Source organism: Streptomyces sp. NPDC005811, from assembly GCF_040630405.1.
GTDB lineage: Bacteria > Actinomycetota > Actinomycetes > Streptomycetales > Streptomycetaceae > Streptomyces.
In genome coordinates this window covers 273,350-290,508 of the sequence record NZ_JBEXXK010000002.1, presented here as the reverse complement: position 1 = coordinate 290,508, position 17,159 = coordinate 273,350, and the positions used below count along the sequence as shown (strand labels likewise).

Annotated in this window: 15 protein-coding genes; 11 read left to right on the top strand and 4 right to left on the bottom strand. The window is 73.0% G+C overall.

All coding sequences use genetic code 11. The annotated features are described in order from the left end of the window. Nucleotides 1–17 precede the first annotated feature (17 nt). From ABZ490_RS03295 to ABZ490_RS03275, 5 genes are read left to right on the top strand one after another with little or no spacing between them, the layout of a single operon-like run. Nucleotides 18–902, top strand: coding sequence for a fumarylacetoacetate hydrolase family protein (locus tag ABZ490_RS03295; RefSeq protein ID WP_358983448.1), 885 nt, complete (start codon nucleotides 18–20; stop codon nucleotides 900–902). A gap of 7 nt (nucleotides 903–909) precedes the next feature. Then, nucleotides 910–1,731 carry a fumarylacetoacetate hydrolase family protein gene (locus ABZ490_RS03290; RefSeq protein WP_358983445.1) on the top strand — a complete coding sequence of 274 codons (822 nt, stop codon included), beginning with the start codon at nucleotides 910–912 and terminating at the stop codon, nucleotides 1,729–1,731. Further along, a complete protein-coding gene (locus ABZ490_RS03285) occupies nucleotides 1,728–2,948 on the top strand; it encodes an amidohydrolase family protein (protein WP_358983443.1) in 1,221 nt (406 codons plus the stop codon). Before ABZ490_RS03290 ends, ABZ490_RS03285 begins: the two co-directional genes overlap by 4 nt. After that, a complete protein-coding gene (locus ABZ490_RS03280; RefSeq protein ID WP_358983441.1) occupies nucleotides 2,945–4,408 on the top strand; it encodes a carboxylesterase family protein in 1,464 nt (487 codons plus the stop codon). Before ABZ490_RS03285 ends, ABZ490_RS03280 begins: the two co-directional genes overlap by 4 nt. An 18-nt stretch (nucleotides 4,409–4,426) precedes the next feature. Beyond that, nucleotides 4,427–4,930, top strand: coding sequence for a carboxymuconolactone decarboxylase family protein (locus ABZ490_RS03275; RefSeq protein WP_358983439.1), 504 nt, complete (start codon nucleotides 4,427–4,429; stop codon nucleotides 4,928–4,930). Here the strand turns inward: ABZ490_RS03275 and ABZ490_RS03270 are convergent. Beyond that, the gene (locus tag ABZ490_RS03270; protein ID WP_358983437.1) at nucleotides 4,927–5,883 is read right to left on the bottom strand and encodes an alpha/beta hydrolase; all 957 of its coding nucleotides are present in this window, start codon (nucleotides 5,881–5,883) and stop codon (nucleotides 4,927–4,929) included. The two genes, ABZ490_RS03275 and ABZ490_RS03270, sit on opposite strands and share 4 nt — an antisense overlap. A gap of 154 nt (nucleotides 5,884–6,037) precedes the next feature. Here ABZ490_RS03270 and ABZ490_RS03265 point away from each other — a divergent pair, with 154 nt between their 5' ends. Then, nucleotides 6,038–6,781 (top strand): GntR family transcriptional regulator, encoded by a 744-nt coding sequence (locus tag ABZ490_RS03265; RefSeq protein ID WP_358983435.1) that lies wholly within the window; start codon nucleotides 6,038–6,040, stop codon nucleotides 6,779–6,781. Nucleotides 6,782–6,798: 17 nt separating this feature from the next. Here the strand turns inward: ABZ490_RS03265 and ABZ490_RS03260 are convergent, their stop codons facing one another. Then, the gene (locus ABZ490_RS03260; RefSeq protein ID WP_358983433.1) at nucleotides 6,799–7,572 is read right to left on the bottom strand and encodes an SDR family oxidoreductase; all 774 of its coding nucleotides are present in this window, start codon (nucleotides 7,570–7,572) and stop codon (nucleotides 6,799–6,801) included. Between the two features lie 244 nt (nucleotides 7,573–7,816). Between ABZ490_RS03260 and htpG the strand changes: the two genes are divergently transcribed. Next, nucleotides 7,817–9,715 carry a molecular chaperone HtpG gene (gene htpG, locus ABZ490_RS03255; protein ID WP_358983431.1) on the top strand — a complete coding sequence of 633 codons (1,899 nt, stop codon included), beginning with the start codon at nucleotides 7,817–7,819 and terminating at the stop codon, nucleotides 9,713–9,715. A 197-nt stretch (nucleotides 9,716–9,912) separates the two neighbouring features. Further along, a complete protein-coding gene (locus ABZ490_RS03250) occupies nucleotides 9,913–12,261 on the top strand; it encodes an MFS transporter (protein WP_358983429.1) in 2,349 nt (782 codons plus the stop codon). Between the two features lie 409 nt (nucleotides 12,262–12,670). On the opposite strand, the gene ABZ490_RS03245 is transcribed toward ABZ490_RS03250, so the two are convergent. Beyond that, entirely contained in the window at nucleotides 12,671–13,450 is a 780-nt protein-coding gene (locus ABZ490_RS03245; RefSeq protein ID WP_358983427.1) for a DeoR/GlpR family DNA-binding transcription regulator, read from the bottom strand. An 84-nt stretch (nucleotides 13,451–13,534) separates the two neighbouring features. On the opposite strand from ABZ490_RS03245, the gene ABZ490_RS03240 reads away from it, so the two are divergent. Then, the gene (locus ABZ490_RS03240) at nucleotides 13,535–14,410 is read left to right on the top strand and encodes a sugar isomerase (protein WP_358983425.1); all 876 of its coding nucleotides are present in this window, start codon (nucleotides 13,535–13,537) and stop codon (nucleotides 14,408–14,410) included. A gap of 30 nt (nucleotides 14,411–14,440) precedes the next feature. Then, on the top strand, nucleotides 14,441–15,277 hold the full coding sequence (locus ABZ490_RS03235) for a class II fructose-bisphosphate aldolase (protein ID WP_358983423.1): 837 nt from the start codon (nucleotides 14,441–14,443) through the stop codon (nucleotides 15,275–15,277). On the opposite strand, the gene ABZ490_RS03230 is transcribed toward ABZ490_RS03235, so the two are convergent. After that, the gene (locus tag ABZ490_RS03230; protein WP_358983612.1) at nucleotides 15,264–16,406 is read right to left on the bottom strand and encodes a methyltransferase; all 1,143 of its coding nucleotides are present in this window, start codon (nucleotides 16,404–16,406) and stop codon (nucleotides 15,264–15,266) included. The genes ABZ490_RS03235 and ABZ490_RS03230 overlap by 14 nt on opposite strands. 78 nt (nucleotides 16,407–16,484) lie before the next feature. Here ABZ490_RS03230 and ABZ490_RS03225 point away from each other — a divergent pair, with 78 nt between their 5' ends. Further along, on the top strand, nucleotides 16,485–17,156 hold the full coding sequence (locus tag ABZ490_RS03225; protein WP_358983421.1) for an alpha-ketoglutarate-dependent dioxygenase AlkB: 672 nt from the start codon (nucleotides 16,485–16,487) through the stop codon (nucleotides 17,154–17,156). Nucleotides 17,157–17,159 lie beyond the last annotated feature (3 nt).

Genomic DNA, 17,159 nt, shown 5'->3' with positions numbered 1-17,159 from the left:
CAGTTAGGGAGGTTCGGATGAAGCTGGTGACGTTCGACGCGGGACCGGAGGCGGGTCTGGTGGGCCGGCTCGACGGGGACACCGTGGTGGAGCTGGAGGTGCCCTCCACGCGCGTGTTCTTCGAGTGGGAGGGACGGGTCCCGGAGACGGGACGGACGTTCGCCCTGGCCGCCGTACGGCTGCGGGCGCCGATCGTGCCCAAGAAGTTCTTCCACACGGCCGGCAACTTCCGTGAGCACCACGAGGACCTGGTCCGCGTCGACTGGTCCCACCCCGTCAACAAGGGCATCGTGTTCTTCCAGAACGTCGATGCGATCATCGGCCCCGACGAGCCGATCGTGTACCCGGCGAACCTGACCCGTGAACTCGACTACGAGCTCGAACTCGCCGTCGTCATCGGCAAGCCGGGCCGCTTCTTCTCCGCCGAGCAGGCCGCCGAGCACATCGCGGGCTATCTGGTCTTCAACGACATCACCGCCCGCGACATCCAGCGCAAGGAGATGGAGTCGGGGGTCTTCTCCTTCTCCAAGGCGATCGAGACGTTCTGCCCGATCGGCCCGTACATCGTGACCGCCGACGAGATCGGCGACCCGCACGACCTCGACATGGAGCTGAGGGTCAACGGCGACGTCCGGCAGAAGTCCAACACCGCCCGGATGTCGGTGTCGATCCCGCAGCTGGTCGCCTACCACTCCCCGCAGACCTACAGCGCCGGCGACCTCGTCACCACCGGCACCATCGCGGGCGTGGCGGCGAGCACCGAGGACCCGTTCGCGAACTACCTCAAGCCCGGCGACGTGGTCGAGGCGGAGATCGAGGGCCTCGGGGTGCTGCGCAACCAGGTGATCTCCTGGCGCGACGCCTACGGCACCGAAGAGCCGCCCGCGGAAAACTGGGTGTGAGCGGCCGATGCGTATCGCACGACTCGCGGGCCGTACCGTGCTGCTGACCGAGGACGGCGCCCTCGACATCCCGGCAGACTTCGAGGGGCGGCTCTTCGACCGCTGGGACGCACTGCTCGACTGGTCCCGGGGTGCCACAGGGGGGCGTCCCTACGACGAGTCCGAGCTGGAGGCACCCGTCCCCGCCCCCCGGCAGGTCTTCGCCGTCGCCCTCAACTACCGCCCCCACACCGCCGAGGCGGGCTACGAGGAACCCGAGGTCCCCCTCGTCTTCACCAAGTTCCCGACCTGTCTCACCGGTCCGTGCACGACCGTCGAGCTGCCGCCCGGACATGTCGACTGGGAGCTGGAGCTGGTCGCCGTCATCGGCCGGGAGGCGCGCCGGGTGCCGGTGGAGAAGGGCTGGGAGCCGGTCGCGGCGCTCACCGTGGGCCAGGACCTCTCCGAGCGTCTCGCCCAACTCGCGGGCCGCCCGGCGCAGTTCTCCCTCGCCAAGTCGCATCCGGGCTTCGGTCCGGTGGGCCCCGCGCTGGTGAGCCTCGACGAGATCCCGGGCCGTGACGACCTCGAACTGACCTGCGCGCTGAACGGCGACACCGTGCAGCACGACCGCACCGGCAACATGATCTTCCCGATTCCCCGACTGGTCGCGTACCTCAGCGAGTTCTGCACCCTGCTCCCCGGCGACCTGATCTTCACGGGCACCCCGGCGGGTGTCGGCAACCGGCGCACACCGCAGCGGTTCCTGACCCCCGGCGACGAACTGGTCAGCCGGATCGGGGGAGTCGGCGAGATGCGGCACCGCTTCCGGAAGGCGACGACGGCATGACCCGCACCCTCTTCACCGACGTCCAGGTCTTCGACGGCACCGGACGCGACCCCTTCCCCGCCCAGGTCCTGGTCGAGGACGGCCGGATCACCGAGGTCTCCGACCGGCTCCCGCGCGACCTGCGGACCGACGCCCGGGTGATCGACGGAGGCGGCGGCACCCTGCTCCCCGGTCTCGTCGACGCCCACGCCCACCTCGGCTTCGGCTCCACCGTCGAGCACCTCTCGCGCCGCCGCGACGAGCCGGAGGAGGAGAAGGCGCTGCTCGTCGCCCACGCCGGCCGGGTCCTGCTGGACCACGGCATCACCAGCGCCTACTCCGGCGGCAACCGGCTCCCCGGGACCGAGACCGCGGCCCGCAAGGCCTTCGCCGAGGGCTGGATGCCGGGACCGCGGCTGAAGGCCGCCTCCTGGGAGGGCACGGCCGGCATGGTCGAACCCGGTGTCTACGACTTCCCGGGCGTCGAAGGGCGGCCCTCCGACCCGGAGTCGGTCGCCCGCTTCGTCGGCGACATGGCCGGACTCGGCGTCGACATCGTCAAGGTGTCCCTCTCCGGGGAGAGCGCGGTCGTCCAGGGCACCTCACGGATCGTCCAGTTCACCGACGAGGAAGTGGCCGCGGCCGCCGCCACCGCCCAGAAGCACGGCGTATGGCTCACCGCCCACGCCCACGCGGCCGAGTCGGTCAAGATGGCGGTCCGGCACGGCATCCGGGCCGTCTACCACTGCACCTTCGCCGACGAGGAGGCCCTCGACCTCCTCGAAGCCGCCCGCGACCGGATCTTCGTCGCCCCGACCCCCGGCATCATCCACGCCAACCTCCACGAGGCGGGCGGCGAACCCGAGCCGGGCATGGAGGTGGAGGCGACGGCGGCGGCCGTGCGCGAGGTGGTGCCGGAGCTGGTGCGGCGGGGCGTACGGGTCCTGCCCGGCGGCGACTACGGCTTCGCCTGGAACCCGGTCGGCCGCAACCTGCGCGACCTGGAGCTGTTCGTCGACTGGTTCGGCTTCACCCCCGCCGAGGCCCTGCGCGCCGCCACCCGGTACGGCGGGCAGATCATGGGCATGGAGAACGAACTCGGCCTCGTGCGGCCCGGGTTCCTCGCCGACCTGGTCCTCGTCGACGGCGATCCGCTGGCGGACATCACGCTCCTCCAGGACCGCGACCGACTGACGGCGATCATGAAGGACGGCCGGCTCCACAAGGCGCCCGCGTGATCCGGGCCAGGACGGACGGCGGACGCCTGGCGGGGGAGTGGCAGGCCGGGGTCGCCGTCTTCCGGGGCGTCCCGTTCGCCGAGCCGCCCGTCGGCGACCTGCGCTGGCGGCCGCCGCGGCGCGCCGCGCGCTGGGACGGCGAGCGGCGCGCCGACGCCTTCGGCCCGGCCCCCCTCCAGCCGCAGCCGCCCCGCGACTCGATCATGTACCACACCAACTTCGCCGACCGGCGGGCGCTGGTGATGAGCGAGGACTGCCTCTACCTCAACGTCTGGACCCCCGACCCGGCGCCCGGCGCCGCGCTGCCGGTGATGGTCTGGATCCACGGCGGCGGCAACCGCTACGGCCACGGCGGCCAGGAGATCCACGACGGAGCCGCCCTGGCCGGCCGGGGCCTCGTCGTGGTCACCCTGAACCACCGGCTCGGCGCCCTCGGCTTCCTCGCCCACCCCGAGCTGGCCGCCGAGGACGACCTGGACGCCACCGGCAACTACGGGCTCCTCGACATCGTCGCCGCGCTGACCTGGGTGCGGGAGAACATCACGGCGTTCGGCGGCGACCCGGACCGGGTCACCGTCGCCGGCAACTCCGCCGGAGCGGCCCATGTCTGCCACCTCATGGCGGCGCCGGCGGCCCGGACCCTGTTCCGGGCCGCCCTCGGCCAGAGCGCCTCGGGCGTCGGCCGCGCCGAAGGCCCCCTCACCGACCGCGACGAGGCCCAGAAGCAGGGGCTGCGCTGGGCGGAGGCGTTCGGCGACCGCGATCTCGCGGGCCTGCGGCGGCTGGACGGGGTGGAACTGGTCCTGCGGGGCCACTTCGGCCCGGTCGTGGACGGCCGGGTCCTCACCGAGCCCACCGACACGGTCTTCGCGGCCGGCCGCCAGCACCCGGTCCCGCTGCTCGTCGGCAGCAACACCGACGAGGGCTCCGTGTACACGACCCTGGACGTGCTGCGCCGGCTCCCCGTGGAGCCGGGCACCGACGAGGTGTACCCCGTACGGGACGCGGACGAGGCCCGCCGGACGGCCCGGCGGTTCACCGGGGAGAGCCGCTTCACCTACCCCGTCTGGCACTGGGCCACCACCCACCGCCGGACCGCGCCGACCTGGCTGTACCGCTTCACGCGCAGGCCCCCGCTGCCCGACGACCTGGTCCTCGCACCCCCGCGGGACGGCCTGCCGGGATACGGCGTCCATCACACCGCCGAACTCCCGTACGCCCTCGACACCTTGGACTGCCGGCCCTGGCCCTGGACCGAGGCCGACCGCGCGCTGGCCCGGACCATGGCCGACACCTGGGCGCGGTTCGTCGAGACGGCCGACCCCAACGGCGGCGGTCTGCCCGCCTGGCCCGCCCTCACCGGGGACGAGGTCATGGTCCTCGGCGAGCGGGTCGCCCTCGGAGGCGTCGAACGCCCGGACGCGATGCGGCTGTTGGCCGACTGCCCCCGCCCCCTGTGAAAGGACCCCGCCCTCCCCATGGCACGACTTCCCGACACCGAAGGCACCGGTGAGATCGCCGCCCGCATCCGCGACCGCCGGGGCGGGGCACTGCGCCCCCTCGACCGGATGCTGCTGCACAGCCCCCAGCTCGCCGACGGCTGGAACAGCCTCCTGGGCGCCATCCGGGGCAGGCTCCGGCTCGGCGCGGACCTCCGCGAGTCGGTGATCCTGCGGATCGCCGTCCTCAACCGCGCCCCGTACGAGTGGACCGCCCATGAACCCGAGGCGCGGCGGGCCGGGCTCGGCGACGCCGCACTGGCCGAGCTGCGCCGCGAGAAGCCCGAGCTCGACGCCCGGATGTCCCGGGTCATCGCCTACACCGACGCGATGACCCGTGACCTCCACGTCCCCGACGACCTGTTCGACGCCCTCCGCGCCGACTTCACCGACGCGGAACTGGTCGAACTGACGGCGACCGTCGCGGCGTACAACATGGTGTCCCGCTTCCTGGTCGCCCTGGACGTCCGGCTCCCGGGCTAGGAGCCGCCGTGCCGCCGCAGGAAGTGGATCAGGAGGCGGTTCCAGGCGGCCGGCTGCTCCCAGTGCGGGTTGTGGCCCGCCTCCCGGACGACATGCGTCTCCACGTCCGCCAGATGGCCGGAGTTGAGGCGCATCACCGACGGCGGGCTGTACAGGTCGGCGTCCCCGGTGATCAGCTGGACCGGCAGCCTGAGCGTCTCCAGGGCCGCCCAGGTGATGCTGTGGCCGAGGGACTGGGCGAACGCGTCGGCGGTGCGGGCCCGTTCGTGGATCGCCAGCCAGGCCGCCACCCCGTCCGGGTCGCCGCCCCGGTAGGAGGGGCCCAGTTCCTTGAAGTCCACCGGCAGGTCGCCGAACGGGTCCGGCTGGAGTGCCGCGGTCAGCTCCTGGTACGCGGTGTCCTGGATGCCCATGATGCTGCCCGACACCGTGAGGCCGAGGAGCCGGTCCTCGTGGGAGAGGGCGTAGTCGACCGCCACCGGGCCGCCCGCCGCCGAGCCCGACAGATGGAAGCGGTCCAGGCCCAGACGGTCGGCCAGGGTGTCCAAGTCGCCCGAGGCGGTGTCGGCCTCGGCCCGGGTGCCGGCGACCGAGAGATAGGCCCCGCGCCGCGAGTAGCCGATCACCCGGAAGCCGGCCCCGGCCAGTACCGGCTGCTGGTACGGCCAGCTCTCGCCGCTGCCCGAGCCCGGATGCAGCAGCACGACGGCCTCCCCGTCGCCGCCGGTGTCCCAGCACCACAGACTGCCGCCGCCGGAGACCGGCACCCGGTACTCGGTGACCGGCACCTGCGCGGGCACCGGCACGGGCTCCCACGGCTCGGACGACCGACCGGCGGTGTCCGCGAAGGCCGTACCCTGCGGGACACCGGTCGTCGCGAGAGCGGCCAGGGCGGCGCCGCCGACCACCGTCCGTCTGCTGGGCCCCGAGGGGCCGCTGCGTACGCGCTTCATTCTTCCTCCGGTGGATAATGGGCGTCGGATGTTGACAGGAATGTTGGAAGTCGACAGGAAGCGGGGGATCCCGTATCGGGTGCGATACGGGGTGAGATAGTGTCGACACCGTTGAACCGGCTGTGAGCCCGGACCAGGCAGGGAGAAGTGCCGCATGACCGATCAGGACACGCACCTCGTGCTGGAGCGCCTCCTGCGGCTGCGGGACCGGCGCGAGCCGCTGGTCGCGCAGATCGCCGAATGGGTCGGCGCGGGCATCATCGAGGGGCGGCTCGAACCCGGGCAGGACCTCAACAGCGTCGAACTGTCACGCCGGTTCGACACCAGCCGCACCCCGGTGCGCGAGGCGCTGATGCTCCTGGAGCAGGAGGGCCTGGTCGAGATGAAGGCCCGCCGCAGGCCCCGGGTCGCCGCGCCCTCCCCGCAGGACATCCGGGACATCTACCAGGTGCGCAAGAACCTCCTGTCGATGCTCGCGGGCCTCCTCGTCGACCGGGCGGGCGACGAGGAGATCGCCGAGCTGCGCACCCGGGTCGAGCGGATGCGGAAACTGGCCGACGACGGTGACGTGGACGCGTACTTCTGGAGCCATGTGACGCTCCAGGAGCGGATGACGGAGATCGTCGGCAACGCCACGCTCAAGCAGATCCTGGACTCCCTCGCGCTGCGCACCCTGATGCTGCGGCACCTCAGCCTCACCCGAGCCGGCCGGCTCGCCTACAGCGTGGACGACCAGGAGCGGCTGCTCCAGGCCGTCGAGGAGCGCGACGGGGAACTGGCCTCCGCGCTGATCGCGGGCGCGACGGTACGGGCGCAGCGGGCGGTGGAGGAGCAGCTGGAACAGGACGAGGCGGGACGCGGCCGGGGGCCCGCACGGCGGCGGCGCACGGCCTCCTGACGGCCGGTGGGGGCCCTTCACTTGGCGAGCACTCCGCCGTCCACGGGGAAGTTCCCGCCGGTCACCCACGCCGACTCGTCCGACGCCAGATACACCGCGCACCAGGCGATGTCCCGCGGGGTCCCGACCCGGCCCAGCGGGATCCGGGCGAGCAGGGTCGCGCGGGCCGCTCCGTCGTGCGCGCCGGCGGACTCCGTGGCGGGGGTGCGCACCATGCCCGGTGAGACGGTGTTCGCGCGGATGCCCGACGGGCCGCCCTCGACGGCGAGTTGACGGGTCAGGCCGAGCACCGCCGACTTGCCCGCGCAGTGCGCGACCATCCCGAAGGTCCCGCTGCCCCGGAAGGCGTTCACCGAGGCGAAGTTGACGATCGAGCCGCCGCCCGACGCCTCCAGATGCGGCCACGCGGCCTGCACGGGCAGGAAGACGACGTCGATCTCGCCCCGGATGGTCGGCGTCCACTGCGCGCCGAAATCCATCTCGGCGGTCGTCGCCATGTGCGGGGCGATCGCCCCGGCGGTCACCAGGACGTCGATCCGTCCGTGCCGCTCGTACGCCTCGTCGGCGAAGCTGCGGGCGTCGGCCGGGTCCGTCATGTCCAGCGGGGCGAGCACCTCGACGCCCAGCCCCCGGTCCGCGGCCTCCTTGCGGGTGCGTTCGGCCGCGGCCGCGTCGAGGTCGCAGCCGACGACGGTCGCGCCCTGCTCCGCGAAGAGCAGGGCGCAGCCCTGGCCGATCCCGGCCCCCGCACCGGTGACGAGAGCGACTTTCCCGGAGAGCCTGCCGGTCACGTGGACCCCCTTCTCGCAATGTCCGCGCGAGACGCGGCGCGACTCGCTCTCCCTTCTTAGTGTCGACAGTACGAGCGGGTCAAGGGGTGTGGAGCGCTCAAGGGGTCATTCTGTCGACAGTTGATGGATTTCTTGGAGGGCATGACCCCGGCCGACACGGAACGCCGTCCGACCTGTCCTTTGTAAAGTGGCCCTCGCCAGTCCGTTCCCGGAGTCCCCGCAACCCGTGAGGTACACCCGAATCATGACGACCGAAACGTTTGAGTTCCAGGTAGAGGCCCGTCAACTCCTCCAGTTGATGATCCACTCGGTCTACTCGAACAAGGACGTCTTCCTGCGCGAACTCGTCTCCAACGCCTCCGACGCGCTGGACAAGCTGCGCCTCGCCAAGCTGCGGGACGACGCGCTCGACGCCGACGTCTCCGACCTGCACATCGAGATCGACACCGACGCCGAGGCCCGTACGCTCACCGTGCGGGACAACGGGATCGGGATGTCGTACGACGAGGTCGGCCAACTCATCGGCACCATCGCCCACTCGGGCACCGCGCAGTTCGCCAGGGAACTGCGCGAGGCCAAGGACGCGGACAGTGCCGAGGGGCTCATCGGCCAGTTCGGCGTCGGCTTCTACTCCGGCTTCATGGTCGCCGACGAGATGACCCTCCTGACCCGGCACGCCGGCGAGAGCCACGGCACCCGCTGGTCCTCGCGCGGCGAGGGGACGTACACCCTGGAGACCGTCGACGACGCGCCGCAGGGCACCTCGGTCACCCTGCACCTCAAGCCCGCCGACGACGAGGACAAGCTGCACGACTACACCTCCGCCTGGACGGTCAAGGACATCGTCAAGCGGTACTCGGACTTCATCACCTGGCCGATCCGCACCGTCCCGCGGCCGGCCGAGGACGGCACCACGCCCGAGGCCGAGACGCTCAACTCGATGAAGGCGCTGTGGGCGCGCTCGCGCGAGGAGGTGTCCGACGACGAGTACCACGAGCTGTACAAGCACATCAGCCACGACTGGCGCGAGCCGCTGGAGACCATCAGGCTCCAGGCCGAGGGCACCTTCGAGTACCAGGCCCTGCTGTTCGTGCCCTCGCACGCCCCGCACGACCTCTACACCCAGGGCTACAAGCGCGGGGTCCAGCTCTACGTCAAGCGCGTCTTCATCATGGACGACTGCGAGGCGCTGCTGCCGCCCTATCTGCGCTTCGTCAAGGGCGTCGTCGACGCGGCGGACCTCTCGCTGAACGTCTCCCGCGAGATCCTCCAGCAGGACCGGCACATCCGGATGATGCAGCGCCGGCTGACCAAGAAGCTCCTGTCCACGGTCAAGGAGATGCGGGAGAACGCCCCGGAGCGGTACGCCACGTTCTGGCGGGAGTTCGGCTCCGTCCTCAAGGAGGGCCTGCTCAGCGACTCCGACAACCGCGAGACCCTGCTCGCCGCCGCGTCGTTCGCCAGCACCCACGCCGAGGACGGACTCACCACGCTCGCGGCGTACGTGGAGCGGATGAAGGACGGTCAGGAGGACGTCTACTACCTGACCGGCGAGTCCCGCGAGAGCATCGAGAACTCCCCGCACATGGAGGCGTTCCGTGCCAAGGGCATCGAGGTCCTGCTGCTCACCGACGCCGTCGACGAGGTCTGGGTCGACGTGGTGGGCGAGTTCGAGGGCAAGCGGCTCACGTCCGTCGCCAAGGGCGAGGTCGACCTCGACGGCGACGGCGACGAGCAGGGCGACGAGAAGCGGGAGAAGCAGGGCGAGGAGTACGCCGCCCTCCTCGGCTGGATGAAGGAGCAACTGGGCGACGACATCAAGGAGGTGCGTCTCTCCGCGCGCCTCACCGTCTCCCCGTCCTGCCTCGTCTCCGACACCGGCGACCTCACCCCCGCGCTGGAGAACATGTACCGCGCGATGGGCCAGGAGGTGCCCAAGGCCCAGCGGATCCTCGAACTCAACCCCGGACACCAGCTGGTGCAGGGGCTGAACAAGGCCTACCAGGAGCGCGAGGACCGCTCCGGGCTCGCCGGGACCGCCGAACTGCTGCACGGCCTCGCGGTGCTCGCCGAGGGCGGCCGGCCGACGGATCCCGGCCGGTTCGTGAAGCTCGTCGCGGAACGGCTGGAGCGCGCGCTCTAGCGGTCGCCGGTGATTCCGGGGGATTCCCGGGGATTCCCGGGGATTCCCGGGGATTCCGGGCGGGGACGGCGTAGCGGCCCCGCCCGGAATCTTCACCGCCCGCACACCGAACATTCTGATTGGTTGAGTCAATCAACTGGGCCTACGATGCTGGGCAGTTCGTGCTGGAACGCATCCCCCCACGGAGGCCCCCCACCATGTCCCACGCGCATCCCACGCCCGCCCGAGCGGGGGCCTCCACGCCCGCGAGGACGGGGGAGCCCGCCGCCCCGCGGCCGGGGCTCGTCGTCGCGGTGCTGGCCTTCGGCGGGATCGTCGTCTCGCTCATGCAGACCCTGGTCATCCCGATCATCCCCGAACTGCCCGGGCTGCTGGACGCGTCGGCCTCGGACGCGACCTGGGCGGTCACCGCCACCCTGCTCGCCGCCGCCGTCGCCACCCCCGTCATGGGCCGGCTCGGCGACATGTACGGCAAGCGCCGCATGCTGCTGGCCGGTCTGGTCATGCTGGTCGCCGGATCCGTCACGGCCGCCCTCAGCGACACCCTCGCCCCGATGATCGTCGGCCGGGCGCTCCAGGGCCTCGCCTCCGGTGTCATCCCGCTCGGCATCAGCATCATGCGCGACGAACTCCCCGCCGAGCGGCTCGGCTCGGCCACCGCGCTGATGAGCGCCTCCCTCGGTGTCGGCGGCGCCCTCGGGCTGCCCGCCGCCGCGCTGATCGCGGACCACTTCGACTGGCACGCGCTGTTCTGGACGTCCGCCGCGCTGGGCGTGGTCGCCGCCGTGCTCGTCGCGCTGTGCGTGCCGGAGTCGCGGGTGCGGGCCGGCGGCCGCTTCGACGTCGTGGGCGCCCTCGGCATGGCGGCCGCGCTGGTCTGTCTGCTGCTGGGCATCTCCAAGGGCGCGGACTGGGGCTGGGGCGGCGCCACCACGCTCGCCCTGTTCGGCGCGGCGGCCGTGGTGCTCCTCCTGTGGGGCCTGTTCGAACTCCGCGTCCGGGAGCCCCTGGTGGACCTGCGGACCACCGCCCGCCGTCAGGTGCTGGTGACCAACCTCGCCTCCCTGGCCTTCGGTTTCTCCATGTTCGCCATGTCCCTGGTCCTTCCCCAGCTGCTCCAGTTGCCTGAGGCGACGGGCTATGGTCTGGGCCGGTCGCTGCTGACCGCCGGACTCGTCATGGCCCCCACCGGCCTGGTCATGATGGCCACCGCGCCGCTGTCCGCGCTGGTGTCCGGGGCGCGCGGTCCGAAGACGACCCTGATGATCGGCGCCGTGATCGTGGCCGCCGGGTACGGGCTGGGCATCGTGCTCACGCACGCCGTGTGGCAGCTCGTCCTGGTCTCCTGCGTCGTCGGCGCCGGCATCGGCTTCGCCTACGGCGCCATGCCCGCGCTCGTCATGGGTGCGGTGGACCCGTCCGAGACGGCCGCCGCGAACAGCCTCAACACGCTGATGCGGTCCATCGGCACCTCCACCGCGAGCGCCGTCGCCGGAGTGATCCTGGCCCGGATGACCACCCCGTTCGGCACCGTCGCCCTGCCCTCCGAGAACGGCTTCAAGGTGGTCATGGCGGTGGGCTCGGGGGCGGCGGTGCTGGCGCTGCTGGTCGCCGCGTTCCTCCCCGCGCAGCGGCGCGCGGCGCAGGAGCCCGCCGCGGTGACGGCGGATGGTGCCGGGCCGGACGAACGGGCCGTCGGCGCGGCGGTCGCCGTCCCGCTGGCCCGCGCCGTCGCCGAGCTGGTCGCCACCGTGCCGGGGCTCGACGACGGCGAGCCGGGCGCCGGCGCGCACCCCGTGCGCGGGCGGGTGCGGGGCGCGGAGGGCACGCCGGTCGCCGGGGCGGCGCTCACCCTGATCTCCCTGGGCGGACGCCAGCTGGGCCGCGCGGTCACCGCGGCCGACGGCTCCTACACCCTCCGGGCGCCGGGGGAGGGCACCTATGTGCTGATCACCGCGGCCGACGGCCATCAGCCGCAGGCGACGACCGTCCTGGCGGGGTCGGCGCCGGTGACGTACGACGTCCTCCTCGTCGGCAGCAGCGGCCTCGCCGGAGCGGTGCGCTCGGCCGAGAGCGGTGCTCCGGTCGCGGGGGCGGTCGTGATCGTCACGGATGTACGTGGGGACGTGCTGGCCAGTGTGCGGACCGACGGCATGGGCGAGTTCGCCGTGGCGGACCTGGTGCCGGGACCGGTGACCGTCGCCGTCAGCTCGCCCAAGCACCGGCCCCTGGCGCTGCCCGTGGAGATCGGCGCCACCGGTCTCACCCGGGTCGGCGTCGAGCTGCGGTTCGGCGCACAGGTCCGGGGCACGGTGCGCGGCGCGGGCGCTCCGCTCGGCGACGCCCGGGTGACACTGGTGGACGCCGCCGGGAACGTCGTCGCCTCCACGACGACCGGCGGCGACGGCGCGTACGCCTTCGGCGATCTGGACGGCGGCCAGTACACGGTGATCGCGACCGGCTACCCGGCCCGGGCGACCGGGGTCAGCCTCGGCGGCGGTGACGTGGACGACCACGACATCGAACTCGCCCACGCGGGCGAGTAGTCCCCGCGCCGCCTCACGAGCGGACCGGCATCCGCCCCACTCGGGTGCCGGTCCTTCACCCCGGTTGCCCCGGCTATCCCGGCCACTGCGGCCTGTGCGTACGGGCGTCCCGGCGACTGCGGCCTGTGTGTACGGGCGTCCCGGCGACTGCGGCCTGTGTGTACGGCCGTCTCGGCGACTGCGGCCTGTGTGTACGGCCGTCTCGGCGACTGCGGCCTGTGTGTACGGGCGTCCCGGCGACTGCGGCCCGTGGAGACGGTCGTCCCGGCGACTGTGGCCCGTGCGGACGGCCGTCCCGGCCCCTCCGCCCGCCCGGACCCCCCGGGCCCTTCCGCCCCCCGGGCCCTTCCGCCCCTCGGCCCTTCCGCCCCTCGGCCCCTCCGTCCGCTCGGACCGCCCTCCGCCCGGCTCACACCACGACGACCCGGATCCCCGCCTCCTCGCACCGGCCGAGCGTCTCCGCGTCCGCCCCCGTGTCCGTGACCAGGGTGTCCACCGCGTCCGCCGCGCAGATCCGGGCGAACGCCCGCCGCCCCAGCTTGCCGGAGTCGGCGGCCACCACGACCCGCCCGGCGCGTTCGCACAGCATCCGGTTCACGGCCGCCTCGGCCTCGTCGTCGGCGGCGGCCCCCTCCCGCGGGTCGAAGGCCACCACCCCGAGTACGGCCACATCCAGGGTGATCTGCCCCAGCACACCGTCCGCCAGCGGTCCGATCAGTTCGTACGACTGGGCCCGCGCCACCCCGCCCGTCACCACGATCTTGAACTGGGGCCGCACCGCCAGCTCGGTCGCGATGTTCAGGGCGTTGGTGACCACCGTCAGCGCCGGGGTGCCGGACGCGAGATCGGCGCGTACCGCCAGTGCGCGCGCCACCTCCGTAGTCGTCGTGCCCCCGGTCAGCCCGACCGTCTCGCCCGGCCCGACCAGATCCGCGACCGCCCGCGCGATCCGCTGCTTCTCGGAGGCGCGCCGGGCCGTCTTGTAGCGCAACGGCAGCTCGTACGACACCCCGTGCGCCACGGCGCCGCCCCGGGTACGGACCAGCAGCCGCTGCTCGGCGAGCTGGTCGAGGTCCCGCCGGACGGTCGCCGCCGACACCCCCAGCTCCGCCGCGGCCTCCTCCACGTCCAGCCGGCCCCGTTCGACCAGCAGCTCCAGCAGCGCCTTCCAGCGGGCGTCGCGTGACATCGGCCGTCTCCGTTCGCATGCTTGAAGTTGTTCGAAAGACGGCTCAATCTTGCAGGAACAATCACCGTCAGCGGGAGGTGGGGCATGACCCACGTCGAGGACGAGCTGAGCAGCCAGCCGGAGTGCTGGACCCGGGCCGCGGCCGAGGCGGGCCGCTGGGCGCGGGAACTGCCACGGCCGGGGGAGCGGGTGGCGATCGTCGGCTGCGGAACCTCCTTCTTCATGGCCCAGGCGGCCGCCGCCCTCCGGGAGGGCGCCGGACAGGGCGAGACCGATGCCTTCGCCGCCTCCGAGTTCCCCCGTCACCGGCCCTACGACCGGGTCCTCGCCCTCACCCGCTCCGGCACCACCACCGAGGTGCTCGACCTCCTCGCCCGCCTCCGGGGCCGTACGCCCACCACCGCCGTCACCGCCGACCCGCGCACCCCGGCCGGAGAGACCGCCGACCGGGTCGTCCTGCTCGACCACGCCGACGAACGCTCCGTCGTGCAGACCCGGTTCGCCACCACCGCCCTCACCCTCCTGCGCGCCCACCTCGGACTGCACCCCGACACCGCCGTCGCCGACTGCCGCACCGCGCTCGCCGAGCCGCTGCCCGAAGGGCTGCTGGAATGCGGCCAGTTCACCTTCCTCGGACGCGGCTGGACGGTGGGCCTGGCGCACGAGGCGGCCCTGAAGACGCGCGAGGCCTCCCTCGCCTGGGCGGAGGCCTACCCCGCCATGGAGTACCGGCACGGCCCGATCAGCGTCAGCACCTCCGGCACGGCCACCTGGATGATCGGCGAGGCGCCCGACGGGCTGGCCCGCCAGACCGCCGACACCGGCGCGCTGTGGGTACAGGGGGCCCTGGACCCCCTGGCCGAGCTGGTCCGCGCCCAGCGGCTCGCCCTGGCCCTCGCCGCCGCCCGGGGACTCGACCCGGACCGGCCCCGCCACCTCACCCGGTCCGTCGTCCTCTGACCTCCTCCGACCGGCCGATCAGGAGCTGCCGTGCCCCTCACCACCACCGGCGAGCTGGTCGCCCGCGCCCGCGCGGCCCGTACCGCCGTCCTCGCCTTCAACATCATCACGCTGGAGCACGCCGAGGCCGTGGCCGCCGGTGCCGAGGCCGCGGGTGCGCCCGTCGTCCTCCAAGTCAGCGAGAACGCCGTCGCGTTCCGCCGGGACCGGCTGCTCCCGCTGGCCCGGGCCGCCGTCAGCATCGCCGAACAGACCGCCGTACCCGTCGCGTTGCACCTCGACCACATCCAGAGCGACGCCCTGCTGCACCAGGCCGCCGACGCCGGGTTCAGCTCGGTGATGTACGACGCCTCCCGCCTGCCGTACGCCGCGAACCTCGCCTCGACCCGTGCCGCCGTCCACTGGGCGCACTCCCGAGGGCTGTGGATCGAGGGCGAGTTGGGGGAGATCGGCGGCAAGGGCGCGCACGCGCCCGGGGCCCGCACCGATCCCGGCGAGGCGCGCGCCTTCGTCGACGGTTCCGGCGTGGACGCCCTGGCCGTCGCCGTCGGCAGCGTGCACGCGATGACCACCCGCACGGCAGCCCTCGACCACGCCCTGCTGGCACGGCTCACCGGGGCCGTCGACGTGCCCCTGGTCCTGCACGGGTCGTCCGGTGTCCCCGACGACCAGCTCACCGCCGCGGTCGCGGGCGGGATCACCAAGGTCAACGTCGGCACCGCGCTCAACCAGGCCCTGACGGGCGCGATCCGGGAGTTCCTGGACGCCGATCCGGCCGTCGTCGACCCGCGCCGCTATCTGACGGCGGGACGGGAGGCGATGGCCCGCACCGTGGAGCGGACGCTCCGCCTGTTCAACCGCGTCTGACCGCCCTCAGCACCACGAACTTCGGGTCCCCGGCCACCAGCCGGCAGTTCCCGAACAGCCGCTTCAGCGTCACGTGGTAGCCCAGATGACGGTTGCCCACCACCCACAGCTCCCCGCCCGGCCGCAGCACCCGCCGGGCGTCGGTGAACATCCGCCGGGCCGTCGCGTCCGTGGTCGCCTGGTGGGAGTGGAACGGAGGATTGTTCAGGACGACGTCCACGCTGCCGTCCGGCACCCCGGTCAGCCCGTCGCCGACCCGGAACTCGGCGTGCCCCGGCACCCCGTTGGCCTTGAAGGTCGCCTCCGCCGAGGCCACCGCCTGGAACGACTCGTCGGTGAACAGCACCTCGGCCCGCGGGTCGGCCAGCGCCACCGCCGTCCCCACGATCCCGTTGCCGCAGCCCAGGTCCACGACCCTGCGTGTCCCGTCCGTCTCCGGCAGGTGCTTCAGGAAGAACCGGGTGCCGATGTCCAGCCGGTCGGCGCAGAAGACCCCCGCGTGGTTGACGACCGGGCGGCCCGAGAGCGGTCCGAGGTCGCCCGGAAGGTCGTAGTGGTACGGCCACGGGTTCGCGGGGCGGGACAGCGACGCGTCCGGGGTGCAGAGGATCAGCCGTGCCTTCTGCTCGGCCAGCGAGGTCCTCGTCGGGCCGAGGATCCGCTCGAACAGGTTCAGGGTGGAGGTGTGGATCTCCTTGACCATGCCCGTGCCGATCACGACCGTGCCCGGGTGGACGGCGGGCGCGAGCCGCAGCAGCTGGTCCTCCAGCAGCGCCAGGCTCTTCGGCACCCTGACCAGGAGCAGGTCGACGCGCTCGGGCACCGGGTCCTGGGTGGTGAGCAGCCGCACCGCGCCGGGTCCGACACCGGCCCGCGCGAGGTTGGCGCGGGTCGCCTCCTGGCCCAGCCAGGAGTCGGTGATCTGCACCGGGTGGTGCGCCGCGAGCGCCGTGACCAGCGCGCCCCAGCGGTCGCCCAGCACCACGACGGTGCCGGTCAGGGGCAGGTCCCGCTCCCGCTCCGCGAGGTGCCGCAGCAGATAGGCGTCGGAGGCGTCCCAGGCACGCAGCCGGTCGCGCGGATCCTCGGGGAAGCGGGCCAGGGCGACCTCGCCCCACGGCGTCGTCATACGGTCGTTCATGGTGCCCCAAGGCTAGCCCAGCCGCAGCTCAGACCCGGTTCCGGTGCGGTGCGGGAGGATGGGCGCATGGACGGCGAGCTGTTTCCCCGGGAGCGGGCCCGGATCGCGCCCGGCGCGGTGCACGTGCCCGGCTGGCTCGACGCGGACCGGCAGGCCGGGCTTCTGGAGGCCTGTCGCGCCTGGGCGAGACCCCCGGCCGGTCTGCGCACGGTCCGCACGCCCGGCGGCGGCACGATGACCGCCCGCCAGGTCTGTCTGGGCTGGCACTGGTACCCGTACGCCTACGCCCGCACGGTCGTCGACGGCGACGGCACACCGGTGAAGCCGTTCCCGGAGTGGCTCGGCGAGCTGGGGCGGCGGGCGGTGGCCGACGCGCTGGGACCCCGGGCGGTGGCCGCGACGCCGTACGACATCGCGCTGATCAACTTCTACGACGGCGACGCCCGCATGGGGCTGCACCGGGACGCCGACGAACGCTCCGACGCGCCCGTGGTGTCGCTGAGCCTCGGTGACACCTGTGTGTTCCGCTTCGGCAACACCGAGACCCGCACCCGGCCCTGGACCGACGTGGAACTGCGCAGCGGCGATCTGTTCGTGTTCGGCGGAGCGTCCCGGCTCGCCTACCACGGGGTGCCGCGCGTCCTGCCGGGCACGGCTCCGCCGGGGCTGGGCCTGACGGGCCGGCTGAACCTCACGCTCCGGGTGAGCGGTTTCCCGCGGGCGCCCGGCACCGGCTGACGA

Excerpts from the sequence above, each read along its gene's own strand:
- ABZ490_RS03270 (WP_358983437.1), bottom strand. The coding sequence starts at position 5,883 with ATGAAGCGCGTACGCAGCGGCCCCTCGGGGCCCAGCAGACGGACGGTG.
- ABZ490_RS03240 (WP_358983425.1), top strand. The coding sequence starts at position 13,535 with ATGACCCACGTCGAGGACGAGCTGAGCAGCCAGCCGGAGTGCTGGACC.
- ABZ490_RS03245 (WP_358983427.1), bottom strand. The coding sequence starts at position 13,450 with ATGTCACGCGACGCCCGCTGGAAGGCGCTGCTGGAGCTGCTGGTCGAA.
- ABZ490_RS03250 (WP_358983429.1), top strand. The coding sequence starts at position 9,913 with ATGTCCCACGCGCATCCCACGCCCGCCCGAGCGGGGGCCTCCACGCCC.
- htpG (WP_358983431.1), top strand. The coding sequence starts at position 7,817 with ATGACGACCGAAACGTTTGAGTTCCAGGTAGAGGCCCGTCAACTCCTC.
- ABZ490_RS03290 (WP_358983445.1), top strand. The coding sequence starts at position 910 with ATGCGTATCGCACGACTCGCGGGCCGTACCGTGCTGCTGACCGAGGAC.
- ABZ490_RS03230 (WP_358983612.1), bottom strand. The coding sequence starts at position 16,406 with ATGACGACGCCGTGGGGCGAGGTCGCCCTGGCCCGCTTCCCCGAGGAT.
- ABZ490_RS03285 (WP_358983443.1), top strand. The coding sequence starts at position 1,728 with ATGACCCGCACCCTCTTCACCGACGTCCAGGTCTTCGACGGCACCGGA.
- ABZ490_RS03225 (WP_358983421.1), top strand. The coding sequence starts at position 16,485 with ATGGACGGCGAGCTGTTTCCCCGGGAGCGGGCCCGGATCGCGCCCGGC.
- ABZ490_RS03295 (WP_358983448.1), top strand. The coding sequence starts at position 18 with ATGAAGCTGGTGACGTTCGACGCGGGACCGGAGGCGGGTCTGGTGGGC.
- ABZ490_RS03275 (WP_358983439.1), top strand. The coding sequence starts at position 4,427 with ATGGCACGACTTCCCGACACCGAAGGCACCGGTGAGATCGCCGCCCGC.
- ABZ490_RS03265 (WP_358983435.1), top strand. The coding sequence starts at position 6,038 with ATGACCGATCAGGACACGCACCTCGTGCTGGAGCGCCTCCTGCGGCTG.